General features: G+C 70.5%; 14 protein-coding genes. 8 read left to right on the top strand and 6 right to left on the bottom strand.

Annotated elements, in window-relative coordinates; genetic code table 11:
• Positions 1-29 precede the first annotated feature (29 nt).
• Positions 30-3,347 (top strand): ATP-dependent helicase, encoded by a 3,318-nt coding sequence (locus tag PSS76_RS08165; protein WP_084979724.1) that lies wholly within the window; start codon positions 30-32, stop codon positions 3,345-3,347.
• The gene (locus PSS76_RS08170) at positions 3,344-6,721 is read left to right on the top strand and encodes an ATP-dependent helicase (RefSeq protein WP_337456102.1); all 3,378 of its coding nucleotides are present in this window, start codon (positions 3,344-3,346) and stop codon (positions 6,719-6,721) included. The genes PSS76_RS08165 and PSS76_RS08170 overlap by 4 nt, the downstream gene beginning before the upstream one ends.
• A gap of 9 nt (positions 6,722-6,730) precedes the next feature.
• On the opposite strand, the gene PSS76_RS08175 is transcribed toward PSS76_RS08170, so the two are convergent.
• Positions 6,731-7,126: a DoxX family protein gene (locus PSS76_RS08175; protein WP_013416699.1), complete on the bottom strand. Its 396-nt coding sequence runs from the start codon at positions 7,124-7,126 to the stop codon at positions 6,731-6,733.
• A gap of 143 nt (positions 7,127-7,269) precedes the next feature.
• On the opposite strand from PSS76_RS08175, the gene PSS76_RS08180 reads away from it, so the two are divergent.
• On the top strand, positions 7,270-8,337 hold the full coding sequence (locus PSS76_RS08180) for a potassium channel family protein (protein WP_005518820.1): 1,068 nt from the start codon (positions 7,270-7,272) through the stop codon (positions 8,335-8,337).
• Between the two features lie 42 nt (positions 8,338-8,379).
• Complete coding sequence (gene nudC / locus PSS76_RS08185; protein WP_013416698.1) at positions 8,380-9,282, top strand: NAD(+) diphosphatase; 903 nt, start codon at positions 8,380-8,382, stop codon at positions 9,280-9,282.
• Positions 9,283-9,310: 28 nt separating this feature from the next.
• On the opposite strand, the gene PSS76_RS08190 is transcribed toward nudC, so the two are convergent.
• Positions 9,311-9,535, bottom strand: a complete 225-nt coding sequence (locus PSS76_RS08190; protein WP_022597066.1) for a mycoredoxin — start codon at positions 9,533-9,535, stop codon at positions 9,311-9,313.
• A gap of 125 nt (positions 9,536-9,660) precedes the next feature.
• Here PSS76_RS08190 and PSS76_RS08195 point away from each other — a divergent pair, with 125 nt between their 5' ends.
• Both PSS76_RS08195 and PSS76_RS08200 read left to right on the top strand, forming a co-directional pair.
• Positions 9,661-11,832, top strand: coding sequence for an ATP-dependent DNA helicase UvrD2 (locus PSS76_RS08195; protein WP_005518823.1), 2,172 nt, complete (start codon positions 9,661-9,663; stop codon positions 11,830-11,832).
• A gap of 537 nt (positions 11,833-12,369) precedes the next feature.
• Entirely contained in the window at positions 12,370-12,660 is a 291-nt protein-coding gene (locus PSS76_RS08200) for a WhiB family transcriptional regulator (protein WP_013416696.1), read from the top strand.
• An 89-nt stretch (positions 12,661-12,749) separates the two neighbouring features.
• On the opposite strand, the gene PSS76_RS08205 is transcribed toward PSS76_RS08200, so the two are convergent.
• Both PSS76_RS08205 and PSS76_RS08210 read right to left on the bottom strand, forming a co-directional pair.
• On the bottom strand, positions 12,750-14,093 hold the full coding sequence (locus PSS76_RS08205; RefSeq protein WP_081120600.1) for an ABC1 kinase family protein: 1,344 nt from the start codon (positions 14,091-14,093) through the stop codon (positions 12,750-12,752).
• Positions 14,094-14,100: 7 nt separating this feature from the next.
• Positions 14,101-14,994, bottom strand: a complete 894-nt coding sequence (locus tag PSS76_RS08210; RefSeq protein ID WP_013416695.1) for a TOMM precursor leader peptide-binding protein — start codon at positions 14,992-14,994, stop codon at positions 14,101-14,103.
• Between the two features lie 157 nt (positions 14,995-15,151).
• On the opposite strand from PSS76_RS08210, the gene PSS76_RS08215 reads away from it, so the two are divergent.
• A complete protein-coding gene (locus tag PSS76_RS08215; RefSeq protein ID WP_233281787.1) occupies positions 15,152-15,754 on the top strand; it encodes a M48 metallopeptidase family protein in 603 nt (200 codons plus the stop codon).
• Here the strand turns inward: PSS76_RS08215 and PSS76_RS08220 are convergent.
• On the bottom strand, positions 15,751-17,193 hold the full coding sequence (locus PSS76_RS08220; protein WP_022597060.1) for a zinc-dependent metalloprotease: 1,443 nt from the start codon (positions 17,191-17,193) through the stop codon (positions 15,751-15,753). The two genes, PSS76_RS08215 and PSS76_RS08220, sit on opposite strands and share 4 nt — an antisense overlap.
• 111 nt (positions 17,194-17,304) lie before the next feature.
• Here PSS76_RS08220 and PSS76_RS08225 point away from each other — a divergent pair, with 111 nt between their 5' ends.
• The gene (locus PSS76_RS08225; RefSeq protein ID WP_201790487.1) at positions 17,305-18,363 is read left to right on the top strand and encodes a YlbL family protein; all 1,059 of its coding nucleotides are present in this window, start codon (positions 17,305-17,307) and stop codon (positions 18,361-18,363) included.
• On the opposite strand, the gene PSS76_RS08230 is transcribed toward PSS76_RS08225, so the two are convergent.
• Complete coding sequence (locus tag PSS76_RS08230) at positions 18,360-18,944, bottom strand: PPA1309 family protein (RefSeq protein ID WP_041674339.1); 585 nt, start codon at positions 18,942-18,944, stop codon at positions 18,360-18,362. The genes PSS76_RS08225 and PSS76_RS08230 overlap by 4 nt on opposite strands.
• Between the last annotated feature and the right edge of the window lie 226 nt (positions 18,945-19,170).

Consider the following 19,170-nt stretch of genomic DNA (forward strand, 5'->3'; position numbering starts at 1 on the left):
TGTCGGACCCGTCTGGTGAGATTCCCTGTATGAGCGAAACGGGCGCACGCACGAGGCAGACGGCGCCCACCGCACGGCTCGTCGGGCGACGCGGATCGACGCCGTCGCTGCGCACCTGGCCGGCGGACCCCGCACGGGTCCTGACCGGTGCACCGCCCGGCCGCGGCTGGCACCCCTGGCAGATCCTCGGGGGCCCGGGGACCGGGAAGACGACGCTGCTGGTCGATACCGCGGTGGCCCGGATCGTTGCCGGCGAAGATCCCGAGTCGGTGCTCGTGCTCACCCAGTCGCGCCGAGCGGCCACCGCGATCCGGGAGCAGATCACCGAGCGACTGCTCGCGGCCGAGCACGACCCGGAGAGCCCCGGGGTCCAGCCCCGGGCCACCCGGGAGCCCCTCGTCCGGACGGTGCACTCGTACGCCTTCGCGGTACTGCGGCTGCAGGCCGCCGCGCACGGTAATCCGCCGCCGCGGCTGATCACCGGTGCGGAGCAGGACGCGGTACTGCGCGAGTTGCTGCGTGGCGACATCGCGGACGGCGGGGGAATGTGGCCGGAGCGGTTGCGTCCCGCTCTGGGAATGACCGGTTTCGCCGTCGAACTGCGCAACCTCATGCTGCGCGCCAACGAGCGCGGCCTGGGCCCGGAGGATCTGATCGATCTCGGATATGCCCACGACAAGGCCGAATGGGTCGCGGCGGGGCGGTTCGCCGCCCACTACGAGCAGGGCATGCTGCTGCGTGGCGCGGTGGGAATGGAGGCGCCGGAGGCCACCGCGCCGGCGCTCGACGCCGCCGAGTTGATCAGCGCGGCTCTCACCGCGTTCGCGACCGACCGGGACCTGCTGCGCCGCGAACGCGCCAGGGTGCGGCACCTGCTCGTCGACGATGCCCAGCACCTCGATCCGCAGGCCGCGCAGTTGGTACGCCTGATCGGAACCGGGACCGCGAGCACCGCGATCGCCGGCGACCCGGACCAGGCGATCTTCGCGTTCCGTGGCGCGGACCCACGGTTCCTCACGGGTCTCGCCGATCGCGGGGACCCCGCGCAGGTGATCCTCGACACCAACTTCCGGGCGGCGCCGGCCGTCGCACGGGTGGCGGGGCGGATCGCGGGCCTGCTCCCCGGCAACCCGCCGCACCGCGGCGCGGCGGTGCCCGTCACCGAGGACGACACCGACGGGCGTGCAGTGGTCCGGGTGCTGTCGACTCCGGCCAAGGAGGCGGCGCTCGTCGCGGACACCCTGCGGCGCGCGCACCTGATCGACGGCGTGCCGTGGTCGGAGATGGCGATCGTTGCGCGGTCGGTGCCGCGGGTGCTGCCGCCACTGCGGCGCGCGCTGCTCTCGGCGGGAGTGCCGGTGACCACCGCCGCGAGCGAACTGCCGCTCGCGAAGCAGCACGGGGTGGCCGGATTGCTGTCCGTCATGCGCGCCCTCGTCGGCGGCGAGTTCACCGGCGAGGACGCGATCGCGCTGCTGTCGGGTCCCATCGGTGGGGCCGAGCCGGTGAGCCTGCGGCGGCTGCGTCGCGGCCTGCGACGGGTCGAGTTGGCGTCGGGTGGCGACCGCGACTCGGCCGAGCTGTTGCGGGCGCTCATCGTGGACGGGCCGGACGCCGACGGGGTGGCACACCTGCTTCCCGGACTGACGGATGTCGAATCGCTCTCGCTGCGCAGGGTGCTGAAGGTGCTGCGGCGCGCCCGGGTACCGCTGCAGCGCGGCCGGGGCATCGAAGAGGTGCTGTGGGCGGCGTGGCAGGCGACCGGGCTCGAGCGTCGCTGGGCGGCGGCCTCCGCGTTCGGCGGGCCGATCGGCGCCCAGGCCGACCGCGATCTCGATGCGGTGGTGGCTCTCTTCGATGCTGCCGCGAACTACGTCGACCGACTGCCGCGGGCTCAGTTGTCCGGGTTCGTCGACTACCTCGTCGAGCAGGCGATTCCGGGGCCTGCCCCGATGCGCGCCGTGGCGTCGCAGGAGACCGTGACGGTGCTCAGCGCGCACTCGGCGGCGGGACGGCAGTGGCGGGTGGTCGTCGTGCTCGGCGTCCAGGAGGGGCTGTGGCCCAGCCTCGGGGCGCGCGGAACGCTGCTCGGCACCGAGGAACTCATCGAGATCACCAGCGGGCTCGGCGAGGTCGACAAGACGCTGTCGCGGACCGCGCCGCTGCTCGCAGAGGAACGGCGCCTGTTCCTGGTGGCGTGCAGCCGGGCTCGCGATTCGCTGCTCGTGACAGCGGTCGACTCGTCGAGCGGCGACACCGAACTGGTGCGCTCGCGGTTCGTGGACGACTTGTTGCGCGGCGCCGACGACCTCGACGTCGACGAGGTCGCGCCGGTCACCGACGACACCCCCCGCGTCCTCGCCTTGCCGGCCCTGGTCGCCGAGTTGCGCAGTGTGGTGTGCGATCCCGACGTCGCGGTCGCCGACCCGGAGCGGCAGCAACGGGCGGCGCACCAGTTGGCGCGGCTCGCCGAGGCCGGCGTCCGCGGCGCGCACCCCGATCAGTGGTACGGAACGTCGGCGCCCAGTTCCGATGTGGGGCTGTGGGATCCGGAGGACGGACCGGTTCCGCTGTCGCCGTCGACGATCGAACTGATCGCCAACTGTCCCCTGCGGTGGATGCTCGAGCGGCACGGGGGCAGCGACGGCGACAACACCCACGCCATCGCGGGCACGCTCGTGCACACCCTCGTGCAGGCGCTGGCCGGCCACATCCCGCCGGATCAGGTGGACCACGCCCTGGAAACGGCATGGGACTCGGTGGATCTCGGCTCGGAGTGGTTCTCGCGCCGCGAACTCGAGCGCACGCGGGGCATGCTCGACAACTTCGCGGACTGGCTGCGGGGCACTCGATCCGAACTCACCGAGATCGGCGTCGAGGTGGCCGTGGACGGCGTGCTCGAACCCCGCACAGAGGGCGAGGCGACCGTGCGGATCCGCGGCCGGATCGACCGGCTCGAGCGCGACTCGGACGGGCGGCCCGTCGTCATCGACGTCAAGACCGCGAAGGCCGCGGTCACCAAGGAACAGGCCGAGCAGCACGCACAGCTGGCGGCCTACCAGGTGGCCGCCGCCCGCGGTCTGATCGACGGGGTGCCGGCGTCGCAGCCCGGTGGCGCCCGTCTGGTGTTCGTGGCCAAGCCACACAAGAAGGAAGGCTCGACGCAGCGCATACAGTCCGCGCTCGACGACGACGGAGTCGCGCTGTGGGAGAACGTGATCCACGACGCCGCCGCGGCCACCCGCGGACCGACGTTCCTCGCCAGGATCAACGACGGCTGCAGGCATTGTCCGGTGCTCTCGAGCTGCCCGGCACACGACGAAGGACGGCAGGTGACGTCGGAGTGAGCACCGTGCAGAGCGGGCGCCGGGTGAGCCCGGCCGAACTCGCGGAGGCGCTGGGGCAGTTCCCGCCGACGCCCGAGCAGGCCGCGGTCATCGAGGCTCCGCTCGGCCCCACCCTCGTCGTGGCCGGCGCCGGGGCGGGCAAGACCGAGACGATGGCGGCGCGCGTCGTGTGGCTGGTCGCGAACGGGCTGGTCGATCCCGAACAGGTCCTCGGCCTGACGTTCACCCGCAAGGCGGCGCAGCAGCTCACCGCCCGCATCCGTAAGCGACTCGCGAAGCTGGCCGGCTCGGCGCTCGTCCGCGATCTCGACCCCAGCGGGTCGCTGCGGTCCCGGATCCTTGCGAGTGAACCCGAAGTGAGCACGTATCACGCGTACGCCGGACGGCTGCTCTCCGAACACGGACTGCTGCTGCCGATCGAGCCGTCCGCGACGCTGCTGTCCGAGACAGAGCTGTGGCAGCTCGCGTACCGGGTGGTCAGCGCCTGGGACGACGATCTCGACACCGACCGCAACCCCGCCTCGATCACCGAGTCGGTGCTCGCGCTGTCCGGTCAGCTCGCCGAGCACCTCGTCGAACCGGCCGACCTGCGGGAGGCGCATACCGAACTGGACAAGCTGATCCACACGCTCCCGGCCGGGCCGAAACAGCGTGGCGGCCCGTCGAAGACGCTGCTGGACCTGCTCGAGGTGCAGCATCAGCGGCTCGATCTGCTGCCGCTCGTGCAGCGTCTGGCCGACACCCTGCGTCGTGAGGGCGCGCTGGACTTCGGCAGTCAGATGTCGCTCGCGGCACGCGTCGCGTCCGAGCATCCGGAGGTGGGGCGCAGCGAGCGCGCCCGGTTCCGGGTAGTGCTGCTCGACGAGTACCAGGACACCGGGCACGCGCAGCGAGTGCTGCTGTCGTCGCTGTTCGGTGGCGGTGAGGACGCGGGTCTGGCACTGACGGCGGTCGGCGACCCGATGCAGTCGATCTACGGCTGGCGTGGGGCATCCGCGGCCAACCTGCCGCGTTTCGCCACCGATTTCCCGCTCGCCGACGGCACCCCGGCGCCCAAGCTGGAATTGCTCACGAGCTGGCGGAACCCGCCGGAGGCCCTCGAGCTCGCCAACATGATCTCGGAGCCGTTGCGCGACAGGGGAGTCGAGGTCAGCAAGCTGCGGGCGCGGCCCGCGGCCGTCCCCGGCGACGTGCGGCTCGCCCTTCTCGACACCGTGGAGACCGAGCGCGCCTGGGTGGCCGACCGGATCGCCGAGCAGTACGAGGCGGCCCGCGTCGACGGCGCGAAGCCGCCCACCGCGGCCGTGCTGGTGCGACGCAACGCCGACGCCGCCCCGATCGCGGAGGAACTGCGGGCACGGGGCCTCGCCGTGGAGGTGGTGGGCCTCGGTGGTCTGCTGCACACGCCCGAGGTGGCCGACGTCGTCGCGATGCTGCGCCTGGTCGCCGACCCGATGGCGGGCAGCGCCGCCGTACGCGTCCTCACCGGCGCCCGCTGGCAGATCGGTGCCGCCGACATCCGTGCCCTGTGGAAGCGTGCAGGCGAACTCGGGATCCGCTCCGACCACGGCGCCACCGGTGCGGTCACCGACGCGGCCGCCCTCGACGACGCGCTCGGCAGCGCCCTGCCCGGAGAGCAGTCGGAGCAGGCCGGCCTGGCCGACGCGCTCGCCGATCCCGGCCCGGCGCACCGGTATTCCGAGGCCGGGTACGTGCGGATCTGTGCGGTCGCCGCCGAGCTGGCGTCGCTACGGGAACGGCTGGGCCAGCCCCTCACCGAACTCGTCGCCGAGGTGGAACGCGTGATCGGCATCGGGATCGAGGCGCAGGCTCGGACACGGCAGTCCGAGGTGGGTGGCGCCGGACGCGAGCACCTGGACGCCTTCGCGGATGTCGTGTCCGGCTACGCGAACCGCACGTCGGCGACGCTGACGGGACTCCTGTCGTTCCTCGCCGCCGCCGAACATGTCGAGAACGGTCTCGCCCCCGGCGAGGTGGAGGTGGCGCCCGACCGTGTGCAGGTGCTCACGGTGCACTCGGCGAAGGGGCTCGAGTGGGAGGTCGTGGCGGTGCCGCACCTGACCGCCGGTGTCTTCCCTTCCAACCAGGCGTCGGCGACGTGGCTGGGATCGGTGGCCGAACTGCCGCCCACGCTGCGCGGTGATCGTGCCTACCCGGGTGAATCCGCCGACGGCGTCCCGGTTCTCGACCTCGAGAATCTGTACCACCGCAAGGACCTCGAGGACGCGATCAAGTCCCACAAGGATGCGCTCTCGACGCGCCGTCTCGACGAGGACCGGCGCCTGTTCTACGTGGCGCTCACCCGCACCGAGCGGGCGCTGTTCGTGTCCGGCCATCACTGGGCCGAATCCGGTGCGGACCCCAAGGGCCCGTCGCCGTTCCTGCTCGAACTCGAGGAACTCGTGTCGACGTGGGAGGGTGAGCGACTCGGCGCGATCGACGTCTGGGCACCCGCGCCGGACGACGGCGCCGAGAACCCGCTCACGGCGACGCCGCGGTCGGCGCTGTGGCCGCGGGATCCGCTGGGGCGCCGGCGAGCCGACGTCGAACGCGGTGCCGAACTGGTGCGCGAAGCGCTCGCGGGGTTGGGGAAGGCCGCGCCGGAGCCCGAGGCGGCGGACGGCGACCCGGACAACTGGGCTGCCGATGTGGACGCGCTCCTCGCCGAGCGGAGGGAACGCGGACACGGCGGCACCGACGTGGAGATGCCGGCGCAACTGTCGGTCAGCCAGCTCGTCGACCTGGCCGCCGATCCCGACGCACTCGCGGCCCGGCTGCGTCGACCGTTGCCGTTCCCGCCGAACCCCTTGGCGCGCAGGGGGACCGCGTTCCACGCGTGGGTGGAACAGCGGTTCGGTGCCACTCGTCTGCTGGACTTCGACGAGCTTCCCGGCGCCGCCGACACCGGGGTGGGCACCGAGACCGAGCTGGCTCTGCTGCAGGACGCGTTCCTGCGCTCGGCGTGGGCCGACCGCAGCCCCGTCGAGGTGGAGGTGCCGTTCGAGACGTCCGTCGCCGGGACCGTGCTACGCGGCCGGATCGACGCCGTCTTCGCCGACGCCGACGGCGGCTGGACGGTGATCGACTGGAAGACCGGCGCCGAGCCGTCCGCCGCGAACGAACGCGCCGTCGTGATGCAGTTGGCCGCCTACCGGATCGCGTGGGCCGAGCTGATGGCGGCGCGTCAGTCCCGGCTCACCGGACGGCCGGTGGAGCCGCCGCTCGACAAGGTGCGCGCCGCGTTCCACTACGTGCGTACCGGACGCACCATCGCGCCCGAGGATCTGCCCGACGCCGACCGTCTGGCACGTCTCATCACGACTGCCGGTGCCGAGGAGACGCCGGCCGACTGAGGTGTCCGGTCAGGCCGCGTTGCGCCGGGCCCTCAATGCGTCGGCGACCAGGGGGATCTGCAGCGGCAGACGGGCCGCGGCGAGGACCTTCGCGGGCGTCGACGTGCGGTTCGACCGGAACCAGTCGATCGTCATCTGGACGTTGGCGGGAAACACGGCGACGAACAGTGCGGTCGCGAGCGTGCCGCCGAGCCGGCGCGTCCGGGGCACCGCGAGCGCCGCGGCCGTCGCGAGCTCGGCGACACCCGACGCGTACGTGTACGTGCGCGCGCTTCCGGGGAGCGCGCGCGGCACGATCGCGTCGAACGGCCGCGGCCGGACGAAGTGCAGTGTTCCGGCGCCGAAGAGCAGAGCGGCGAGGCGGAGAGCAGGAGCCTGACTGGATCGGTTCGGACGCTGTGACATGCGGCCACCCTGCCCCACGCGCCGTCGTTCCGCCACCGTCACCCCGATTTTCCTGTGCCGTTCCGCTATTCCGGGATCCGCGGTTAGGCTGCGAGCCGACTGTGTGAACTGCCAGTCGGAGCAGAGGAGATGGGGACCAGTGGATGCCCGGTAGGTTGAGAGCGCGGTTCGGGAACGCGGACGCGCTGACGGATCGGCCGGACTTCGCGCTAGTCGGCGTGCTCAAGGTCCCGGAGATGCAGACCAGTCCGTCCCGCGCCATCGCGCGGCGAGTCTCGTACGCGCTCGGCGCACTGGCGTTGGCCGTGCTCGTCGTCTACATCGACCGGGACGGCTACAAGGATGCGCAGGACAACCAGCTGTCGCTGCTGGACTGCATCTACTACGCGACGGTCTCGCTGTCGACCACCGGTTACGGCGACATCACCCCGATCACCCCGGAAGCGCGACTGATCAACGTTCTGGTCATCACGCCGCTCCGCATCTTCTTCCTCATCGTCCTGGTCGGTACGACCCTCTCGGCGCTCACCGAGAGCTCGCGCCAGGCGTTCAAGATCCAGCGTTGGAGGCATCGCGTGCGCAACCACACCGTCGTCGTCGGATTCGGCACGAAGGGACGTACCGCCATCGACGCCATGCTCGGGGACGGCATCGTTCCCTCCGACATCGTGGTGGTCGACACCGATCAGGTGGTGCTCGACACCGCGGCGAGCATGGGCCTGGTGACCGTCCACGGCTCGGCAACCAAGTCCGACGTGCTGCGGCTCGCCGGTGTGCAGAACGCAGCGTCGATCATCGTCGCCGCGAACCGCGACGACACCGCGGTCCTCGTCACGCTCACCGCGCGCGAACTCGCACCCAAGGCGAAGATCGTCGCCGCGATCCGTGAGACCGACAACGCGCACCTGCTCCGGCAGTCGGGGGCCGACTCGGTGGTCGTCTCCTCGGAGACCGCGGGACGCCTGCTCGGTATCGCCCGCACCACGCCGAGCGTGGTGGAGATGGTCGAGGACCTGCTCACCCCGGAGGCCGGTTTCGCGATCGCCGAGCGTGAAGTCGAACCCGAGGAGGTCGGCGGGTCGCCGCGGCACCTGTCCGACATCGTGCTGGGCGTGGTGCGCGACGGCCGTCTGTTGCGGGTGGGGTCGCCCGAGGTCGACGCCGTGGAGGCCGACGACCTCCTGCTGTACATCCGGCGCGTCAGCAGCTGAGCGAAGTCGGGCGGACCGGTCCCTCGCAGTAGGGTCGTTCCCGTGCCGCACTTCGAACTGACCGAGACTCCACTGCTGTCGCGAGCCGCCCTCGACCGGGCGGAGGAACTGCGCGCGGACACCGACGCGCTGCGTGCCGGATGGGCGAACGCTTTTCTGCTGCGGGTCAATCCGCGGGGTCAGGTTCGGGTAGCCGACGGCGAACTGGTTCTCGAGCCGGCATCGACGCTGGGCGACGAACCGGCGAACGACGCGGTATTCCTGGGGCTTCACGGCACGCGCCACGTGTGGGCGGTACGGGTTCCGGCGATGACCGGCGAACTCGGTGATCTGCGAATGCTCGGCCACCGGCTCGACGAGTCGAGTGCGGGACTGCTGACAACCGCTGTGGCGCTGTTGAACTGGCACGACCACGCGGGCTACAGCGCGATCGACGGGGCCGCGACGGAACCGACGATGTCCGGGTGGTCCCGGATCAGCTCGAGCACCGGGCACGAGGAGTTTCCGCGCACCGACCCGGCGGTGATCTGCCTGGTGCACGACGGCGCCGACCGGGTGCTGCTCGCACGTCAGCCGGTGTGGCCGCCGCGGATGTTCTCGGTCCTCGCCGGATTCGTCGAGGCCGGGGAGTCGCTCGAGACGTGCGTGGTGCGGGAGATCCGCGAGGAGGTCGGGTTGGACGTGCACGACGTCCGGTATCTCGGCAGCCAACCGTGGCCGTTCCCGCGTTCGGTCATGATCGGGTTCTCGGCCGTGGGCGATCCCGCCGCTCCGCTCGAATTCGCGGACGGCGAGATCGCCGAGGCCCACTGGTTCACGCGCGAACAGATCCGGTCCGCGCTCGACGCCGGCGACTGGACGTCGCGCTCGGACGCCGAGCTGCTGCTGCCCGGATCGATCTCGATCGCGCGAGTGATGATCGAGTCCTGGGCCGCAACCGACTGACGGGCCGACCGACGAGCCGAACGAGGGGCTAGAGGCCCAGGGCCTGCTTGACCTGCGCCAGGCTCGGATTGGTGGCGGTGCTGCCGTCCGCGTACTTCACGGTGGGGACGACGTGGTTGCCGCCGTTGACGCTGCCCACGAACTCGGCCGACGCGGGATCGAGCTCGATGTCGATCTCGACGTACGAGATGCCGTTCTCGTCGAGCTGCTTCTTCAGGCGACGGCAGTAACCGCACCACGTGGTCGAGTACATGGTCAGGGCGGGAGCTTCGGTAGTCACGGCGCATATAACACCACGATCGGTCCGTACTGTTCCCGCACGGGCGTACGTCACAGCGCAGCGGGTGCGGGCAGCCGGTGTCGGTGCGCCCTGAGAGGATGGACGGCATGTCAGCGGATGTCACCCCGGAGCGCACCGGAACCAGGCCCGACGAGGGCCTGGACCCGCAGCAGTCTGCCGCCGTGCTGGCACCGCGCGGCCCCGTGTGCGTACTGGCGGGCGCCGGCACCGGCAAGACCCGCACCATCACCCGCCGCATCGCACACCTCGTCGCGGGTGGGCACGTCTCGGCCGGTCAGGTCCTCGCGGTGACCTTCACGGCCCGCGCGGCCGGAGAGATGCGCGGGAGGCTCCGCGGGCTCGGCATCGGCGGGGGTGGGCCGCAGGTGCAGGCCCGAACGTTCCACGCCGCGGCGCTGCGTCAGTTGCGCTACTTCTGGCCGCAGGTGATCGGCGACACCGAGTGGCAGCTGCTGGACCGCAAGTTCGCGCTCGTCGGGCAGGCGGCGAGCCGGGTGGGGTTGTCCACCAGCACCGAGAGCATCCGCGACCTTGCGAGCGAGATCGAGTGGGCCAAGGGATCGCTCGTCGCCCCGGAGGACTACCCGGCTGTCGCGGCGCGGGCCCGGCGGGACATCCCGGCCGACGCCGCCAAGGTCGCGGCCGTGTACTCGGGCTACGAGGAACTCAAGGCCCGCAACTACGACGGCATGCTGCTCGACTTCGACGACCTGTTGCTGCACACGGCGGCCGCTCTCGAGGAGCACTCGGCGGTCGCCGAGGAGTTCCGTGACCGGTACCGGTGCTTCGTCGTCGACGAGTACCAGGACGTGACGCCGTTGCAGCAGCGGGTGCTGGACGCGTGGCTGGGGGATCGTGACGACCTCACCGTCGTCGGCGATGCCAACCAGACGATCTACTCGTTCACCGGTGCCACCCCGAAGTACCTGCTGGACTTCTCGCGCAGATTCCCCGACGCGACCGTCGTGCGGCTCGAGCGCGACTACCGGTCCACCCCGGAGGTCGTCTCGCTCGCCAACCGGGTGATCGGGGAGGCCCGCGGCCGGATCGCCGGCACGCGCCTGCAGCTCATCGGGCAGCGGCCGTCCGGCCCCGAACCGACGTTCGCCGAGTACGACGACGAACCGGCCGAAGCCGCGGCGGTGGCGCGGCAGATCAAGAAGCTCATCGAGCAGGGTGTCGAACCGGCCGAGATCGCGGTGCTGTACCGCATCAACGCACAGTCGGAGGTGCACGAGCAGGCGCTCACCGAGGCCGGGATCCCGTACCAGGTGCGGGGCGGCGAAGGCTTCTTCACTCGGCAGGAGGTGCGGCAGGCGATCAACGCGCTGCGGCAGGTGGCAGGTCGCGACGACCTGCCCGAGGGCGCCGACACCGGCCAGGCGCTGGTGACCTTGGTGCGGGCGGTGCTGGTCCCGTTGGGGCTCACCGACGTCGAACCGACCGGCGCCCAGGCGCGCGAGCGGTGGGGTTCGCTCACTGCGCTGGTGTCGCTCACCGAGGAGTTGCTCGCGCACGACCCGCACCTCACGCTCGGTGGGCTGCTCGCAGAGTTGGCCGCCCGTTCGGAGGCGCGGCATCCTCCGGTCGTGCAGGGAGTCACGCTGGCGTCGCTCCACGCCGCCAAGGGACTCGAATGGGATGCGGTGTTCCTGGTCGGGCTCACCGAGGGGACGCTGCCGATCGCGCACGTGCTCGGCGACTCCAATTCGCCCGGCGACCAGGACGGCATCGAGGAGGAACGTCGGCTGCTCTACGTCGGCGTGACACGTCCCCGCGAACACCTGGCGCTGTCGTGGGCACTCGCGCGCAACGAAGGGGGACGCAAGTCCCGGCGCCGGTCCCGCTTCCTCACCAACGTGATCCCGGACGATTCGCCGGCGTCGCGGATCGCCAAGCCCGCTCGTTCCACGAAACAGCGGCCGCGGTGCCGCGTGTGCGGTAAGCCGTTGCTGGACGCGACCGCGCACACGCTCGGCCGGTGCGAGGGTTGCCCGTCGAACCTCGACATGGAGCTTTTCGAGGCGCTCAAGGACTGGCGCCGGGAGACGTCCCGTGAGATGAAGGTGCCCGCCTACGTGGTGTTCACCGACAACACGCTGCAGGCGATCGCCGAGCAGCAGCCGCAGGACGAACGTGCGCTCACCGCGATTTCGGGGATCGGTGCGAAAAAGCTGGAACAGTTCGGCGCCGATGTTCTCGCGGTGGTGCGCGGCGAGTGGTCGTCGGCGACACTGGATCCGACGTGACCCACGATCCGCGGTAAAACCGCAGGTCAAAAATAACTTGTGCGGTCTGTTCGGGTTGCATACCCTGGACTGCACGCCACGGGGTAAAACTTGTGTGCGGTAACTGTCGGACCGATACGAAAGGGAGGTGGCAAAAAGATGAACGACTGGAATGCAACTGCATTTGCAGCAGCAGCGCGTGCATCTGTGCCCGCAATCGCTGGCGCGTACCTCCCTGCGGCCGCCCCGGTCGCTGCGAGGAACGCAGCCGCCGCACCGCACGCAATCCGTCTGCGCGCAGCAGCAGCAGCAGCAGCAGCCCCCGCATCCGTGGCCCGGAGTAGACACCGACAATTCGTTCGGTAGGCACTCCCGCCATTCCTCTCGAGGCCACGGATCGCAACTGCGAACCGTGGCCTTCGTGTTTCGAGCCCTCGAGCTCCAGGCCTTCGACTTCGGTTCGTGTGACCACCGAAAGCCGGCGCCAGCCGCGAAACATCAGCAGAGGAGAACGACGTGTCTACCGCGACATGCCGAGGACAGAACGAGACCAGCACCGTGTCCGGCGGATTGGCAGTAGTCGACTCGGCACGCCCGGAGCTGCCCTGTCGAGTGGAAAACCCCGACCTGTGGTTCGCCGAGACACCTGCCGACCTCGAGCGGGCCAAGGCGCTGTGCGGACAGTGCCCCGTCCGCAACCGGTGCCTGCGCGCCGCACTCGACCGCGCAGAGCCGTGGGGAGTCTGGGGCGGTGAGATCTTCGATCAGGGGGTCGTGATCGCCCGTAAGAGGCCGCGAGGTCGGCCCCGGAAGAACCCGGACCAACGCAAGGCGCTCGTCTGCGCCTGACCTGACAACGGCCGAATGTCACACGCGTTCAGTTGGGCTGAACGCGTGTGACATTCGGCCATCTGTCGGGGTCCGGAAAGCCGGGAACCCTACGCGCCGTCGAGGCTCTCGAGACCGTCGGCGTCGTCCGAGAAGCCGGGCAGCCACTTGGTGAGGATCGCCATGTACGGGGCGCACGCGTCGAGTTGGGCACAGATGCCGACCGAACCCAGCAGCACCCGGAAGATCATCAGGTACTCGGCCGGGAGATTGAGGGCACGCGCGGTTCGGAAGTGGGTGCCCGACAGATCGGTCGCCGTCCCGGCCGCCTTCTGTAGCCACGCACGTGTGAAGTGGAACGACTCGGTGCGGATCGGATCGGTGAACGGGCGAAGGTAGTCGGCGATCTCCTGATCGGTGACAGTGCGACCGGGGAGCACGAAACCATTGGCGCGCAACAGTTCCGTCAGCTCGTCGAAGCGCTCCTCGAGGTTGAGGCGGACCATGCGGCCCAACACCGGGGGCAACCCGTTCGGCATCGGGGCGGTCGCGCCGAAGTCGATGATCCCGAGGCGGCCGTCGTCGTGCAGCATGAAGTTGCCCGGGTGCGGATCGCAGTGCAGCAGCCCCACCTGCGCCGGCGAGACGAAGTGGAACTCCGCGAGCAGCGCGCCCGCGGTGTTGCGTTGTTCGGTCGTGCCGTCGGTGATGATCGCCGACAGGGGGGTGGCCGTCATCCACTCCGTGACGACGACCTTGGGGGCGCTCGCGACGACCCGCGGCACGACGAAGCGGGGGTCGCCGTGGAACGCCTTCGCGAACGCGCGCTGATTGTCGGCCTCGATGCGGTAGTCGAGCTCTTCCTCGGTGCGTGCACTCAGCTCGTCGAGGATCGGTTTGATGTCCGTTCCCGGCATCACCGACGTGAACAGCCCGGCGAACCGGGTGAGCGTCTTCAGGTCGGCTCGCAGGGCCTCGTCGGCGCCCGGGTACTGGACCTTGACGGCCACCTCCCGTCCGTCGGCCCATACCGCGCGGTGCACCTGACCGATGCTCGCCGAAGCGGTCGGAGTGTCGTCGAACTCGGCGAAGCGATCGCGCCACTTGGTGCCGAGCTGCTGGTCGAGGACTCGGTGCACCTGCTTCGCGGGCAGCGGCGGTGCCTCGGCCTGCAGCTTGGTGAGCGCCTCGCGGTAGGGCTCGGCGAACTCCTCCGGGATCGCCGCCTCCATCACGCTGAGCGCCTGCCCGAGCTTCATCGCACCGCCCTTGAGCTCACCCAGCACGGTGAACAACTGCTCGGCGGCCTTCGCGGTCAGCTGGGCGTCGATCTCGTCCCGGTCCCCACCGGCCAGCTTGCGCCCGAAACCCATCGCCGCGCGACCGGCGATGCCCAGCGGAATGCTCGCGAGCTTGGCGGTGCGGGCGGTGCTTCTGCGTGGGATGTCGGACACCAGACCATCATGGCGGAAGATTCGCGGGTTCGTCCAAGAAGATTGCGGAACGTGAGCATCCACACCGCGGATCGCGGGGCCACGGCCGGACCGCGAACCGGTGCGAATCGAGGTCGATCTCGAGCGTCGCGTCCAGGCTCGCGGGCGCGGGGCGGGCCGCCCGCGAGAGCACCATTTCCAGCTGTCCCAACGCGACGGCCGTGGTGGCGAGCACGGTCGCCGGGGCGGCGTGACCGACCCGGCCGAGCAGCTGCGCGGCCACGTGCGGCCATTCCTCGTCGGCGTCGGATCGCGTGAGGTCGGCACACCGCAGGCAGCTCGTGCTGCCCGGCAGGACCAGCGGCCCCACCACCCCGCGCCCGTCCCGCAGGCGGACGGGCAGGTGGGGAATACCCGCGACCAACAGCGCGTCCACCAGCCGAGGATCGACGACGAGCTCGTCGGTGAGGACGACACACAGACAGTTCCACGTCGTGACGTCGGTGTCCGCGGTGAAATGGGTGGACCGGGTGACCCGGGCCGGGCCGGTGATGAGTGCGCTGGAGATGGCGTCGGCCAACGGTCCGCGGCCGTGCACGCGGATCGTCGGGACGTCGTCCGGGGGCGTCGGGGCGGGCCGCAGCGCCCCGGCCTCTTCGAGCTCGCTCAGGATCGTCGACATGTCGGCGGGTGCGATGCCGTGTTCCACCGCACGCCACACCACGCCCGGCCGGGACGTGCGGCCGTCGAGAAGCCCCAGCACCGAGACGAGGGCCTGCGGATCGACCGACGGGGGCGGCGTCAGGATGATCGACGTCTCCGGGTCCCACCCGATCTGTAGGCGACCGCTCGGCCGCACCAGCACGGGCAGTCGGGGATCGAGGACGAGACGTCGCAGGTGTGTGGCGGCTACCGAGGTCATGGACGGACGATCTCATTCCGGACACCGACCGCCCGTCGGAATTCCGGGGTTATCCACAGGGAAAAATGCGCCGTGAGCTCGGTATTTCGCACAGGCAGCCGATCGGTCCGAGATCTGTGTGGAGCGGTGTCGGACCGGACGGCTAGCGTGGTGGTCCGTGACTGGCTCGGAGACGTCGAACAGCGGTGCAGGGCCCGAGGTGGAGATCCGGCGCAGCGCCCGCCGACGGCGGACGGTGAGCGCGCGCCGCGAGGGCGACAAGGTCGTCGTGCTGATGCCGACCGGTCTGTCGAAGAAGGCAGAGGCCGAACTGGTCGCCGAGATGATCGAGAAGCTCGAGCGCGCGGATCTACGCGCGGCGGACCGGGCCCGACGCAGCGACGTGGAACTGGCCGAGCGCGCCGCGCGACTGTCGGCGCGATGGCTCGGCGGCGCGGCCACCCCGGTCTCGGTGCGGTGGGTGCCGTCGATGAAGACGCGCTGGGCGTCGTGCACGCCGGTGGACGGCACCATCCGGGTCAGCGAACTGCTGCAGACGGTGCCGGCCTACGTGCTCGATTACGTGTTGGTCCACGAACTGGTGCACCTGTATGTCTCGGGCGGCCACAACCAACGGTTCTGGCGTGAGGTCCGGCAGTATCCGCGCACCGAGCGGGCCATGGGCTACTTGGAGGCGTACTCAGTGGTGACCCGGCAACCGGGCCTGCAGGGCGGCGACGCGGACGACTGCGCCGCCGCCGACGACAGCGTTCCGGACTAGGCCTCGGACTCGCCGGCGTCGCCCTGATCGCGGTTCTTCTCCTCCCGCTCGCGTGCCTCGGTCTGCTCGAGCTGCGCGATCGGGTCGTGGAAGGTGCTCGCCTCGCCGCCGCCGAGAACGCGGTCGACGAATGCGGCCGGATTGTCCAGGTCCGACGAGTCGGGCAGCAGGTCCGGGTGAGCCCACACGCCGTCGCGCGCTTCCATGCCGGTGTCGGTGGTGAGCCGGCGCCACAGCTGCGCGGCTTCACGGACTTTGCGGGGGCGCAGTTCCAGGCCGACGAGCGTCGCGAAGGTCTGCTCGGCGGGTCCACCGGTCGCGCGGCGGCGGCGCAGCGTCTCGGTGAGCGCGGCGACACCGGGCAGGCGTTCGCCGAGCGCCTCGGCGACGACGACCTCCACCCAGCCCTCGACGAGCGCCAGCATGGTTTCGAGGCGTTCGAGGGCCTGCTTCTGCTCCGGCGTGGTCTGCGGCTCGAAAGCGCCCTGCTGCAGGATCTTCTCGAGCTGCGACGGATCGGTGAGCGCCGACGGGTCGAGTCCCTGCGCGGCCTCCTCGATCGCGGAGAAGTCCATCTTGATCCCGCGTGCGTAGTCCTCGACGGTCGCGAGCAGTCGCTGCCGCAGCCACGGCACGTGGTTGTAGAGCCGCTGGTAGGCGGCCTCGCGGGCGGCGATGAACACGAGCACCTCGCGATGCGGCTGCTCGAGCCCCTCGCTGAAGGCCTCGATCGCGGCGGGGAGCAGAGCTGCGGTACCGGCAGGCCCGAGCGGCAGGCCGATGTCGGTGGAGGTGAGGACCTCCTTCGACAGCTGGCCGAGTGCCTGGCCGAGCTGGGATCCGAACGTGAGACCACCCATCTGGGTGAACATCCCGGCCATCGGGCCGATCATGTTGCGGGCCTCTTCGGGAAGGCCCTGCACCCACATGCCGGAAACCTGTTCGGCGACCGGGTCGCACAGCCGCTTCCACGTGTCGAGGGTGCCGTCGAGCCAATCGTTGGGAGTCCACGCCAGGGTGCGGGTGGCGCCGGCGGGAAGTGTGGTGGCGCCGTCGAGCCACAGTTCGGCGAGACGCGCGGCGTCGGAGACGGCGGACGCGGTGCCCTCGCCGATCGGCGTCACCGAGCCGATCTGCTGGCGCGCGAGATTCTTCGCGATCTCGTAGTTGACGGGGCCGGACTGGTCGCCCTTACCCATCGCACTGCCCATGCCACTGAGCATCTGCCCGAACTGGGAGAGCATCTGACCGAGCGCGGCCGGATCGAACCCGGCGCCCCCGGCACCGCCCGCGCCGCCCAGTCCGAATGCACTCGGATCGAAGCCGAACGGCTGACCGGCCGAACCTCCCTGACCCCCGCTTTGCTCGCGGCCCGCCGAATCCTTGTTGCGGTCCGGGTCGTCGTCGGAGTTGGAGAAGCCAAAGGGCAGATCGCTCATAGTTCAACGGTACAAGGCGCGGCCCCGCATGGCCCGTGCGGAGATCACGCTCACGGCGAACACCACCCGGGGTCCGGCGATGCAACTCGCGGCGGCCTCTATCCTGGCCAGGTGAACCGACGGATGGTGACCCTACTGGCGACGTTGGCCCCGGTCCTGGCACTGGGCGTCCTCGGAACGACGGTGAAGGTCCCGTTCGTCGCGCTCGGCCCCGGCCCGACCTTCAACACGCTCGGCGAGACCGACGTCGAAGAGAACGGCGAGATCGTGCGCAAGCCCGTCGTCGAGATCGACGGCACCGCGGTCGACGCCACGAGTGGCAACCTCAACATGACGACCGTCGCGGTGCGCAACAACCTGACGCTGTTCGACGCGCTCGGTCTGTGGGTGAGCGGACGGCAGGGGCTGGTGCCCCGCGAGGACGTCTACCCGCCGCAGAAGTCGCAGGAAGAGGTCAAGGAAGAGAATTCGGCTCAGTTCGCCAAGTCGGAGAACAGTGCCGAGCTCGCGGCCCTCCGGTATCTGAACCTTCCGGTCGCCGTCGAGATCCGCACCGTCGCGGAGGGCGGCCCGGCCGCCGGGGTCCTGCGCGAGGGCGACCGTGTGCTGCGGGTGGGCTCCACTCCGGTCGACAGCGCCGACGAACTGCAGGACGCGGTCGGTGCGGCCGGTGCCGGATCCACCGTCGACATCACGTTCGTGCGGGACGGTGTGGAAACCACTGCGCCGGTGACCCTCGGCTCCCGCCCGCACAGCGACGGCGACGATTCGAACCCGGGCTACCTCGGTGTCGGCGCCGGGACGGTGCCGGAGGTGCCGTTCACGATCGACTTCAACCTCGCCGACATCGGCGGGCCGTCGGCCGGCCTCATGTTCAGCCTGGCCGTGGTCGACAAGCTCAGCCCGGGTGAACTCAACGGCGGTGACTTCGTCGCCGGCACCGGCACGATCGACCCCGCCGGTGACGTGGGGCCGATCGGCGGCATTCCCTACAAGATGATCGCGGCCAAGGAAGCCGGCGCCACGACCTTCCTGGTTCCGGCCAAGAATTGCGACGAGGCGGTGGCGAACCGGCCCGACGGCCTGGACCTGGTGAAGGTCGAGACGCTCGGCGGCGCAATCGACGCCCTCGCCGACATCAACGAGGGCCGTCCGGCGCCGAGTTGCTAGAGCTCGTCCGCGTCGAGCGTCGCGTAGAGAGCGGAGACGACGCCGGGAGCGAGATTGTCGTACGTGCGCAGTTCGACCCCGGCGAACGGATCGTCGTCGTCGGTCGGTCGCAGTTGCAGAAGGGCCAGTGACGGGCCGTCCCGCAGCACCGCCGCGATCAGCCGGGCCTCACGCCGGTCGGGATGCGACTCGGCGGCGGTCCGGGCGGCCTCGTTCGCGGCGTGCCGATCGGTGAGCGTCGGGGCGACCGCGTCGTCCAGGTCGGACTCCGCCTCGGGCGGCAGCACCACGATCTCCTGCACCAGAGCGCAGCCGACCACCTCGGACGGCCACGTGGTCGTGGCCAGGAACTCGTCGAGCGCGGGGGAGCCGCCCTCGACGTCGTCGGGCAGCGACTCCTGCTCGATGGGCGTGAGCTCGGCCCCGTCGTCCAGCTGGTCGAGAAGCGACGGCTCGGCCGCCGCGACGAGCGCCGTCGGGACGATGGCGAACACCGTGGGCGGCTGACCCCACCCGCCGGCGTCGACGAAGTCGATCACCTCGTGCACGCATCGGCTCAAGGATTCGCTGGACAGGCTCACATTTCCGCGGTTTCCCGGGGACCCGTCGCCGTGGAAAACACCATCGCTATCGATCACATCCTTATCCTTGCACCATGGCCCGACGGCGCGCGGCTCGGTCACGGGGCGCGACGTCGACGGGTAGTTACGTAGAGTGGGACGAAACGGTCACTCTCAGGTGACGCTGGACGGTGCATTGGCTGCGGCGCGAAGGCGTCGCCGGATTGTTGGGAGAGTGGCACGTGGG

The organism is Prescottella sp. D32, from assembly GCF_037287305.1.
GTDB lineage: Bacteria > Actinomycetota > Actinomycetes > Mycobacteriales > Mycobacteriaceae > Prescottella > Prescottella equi.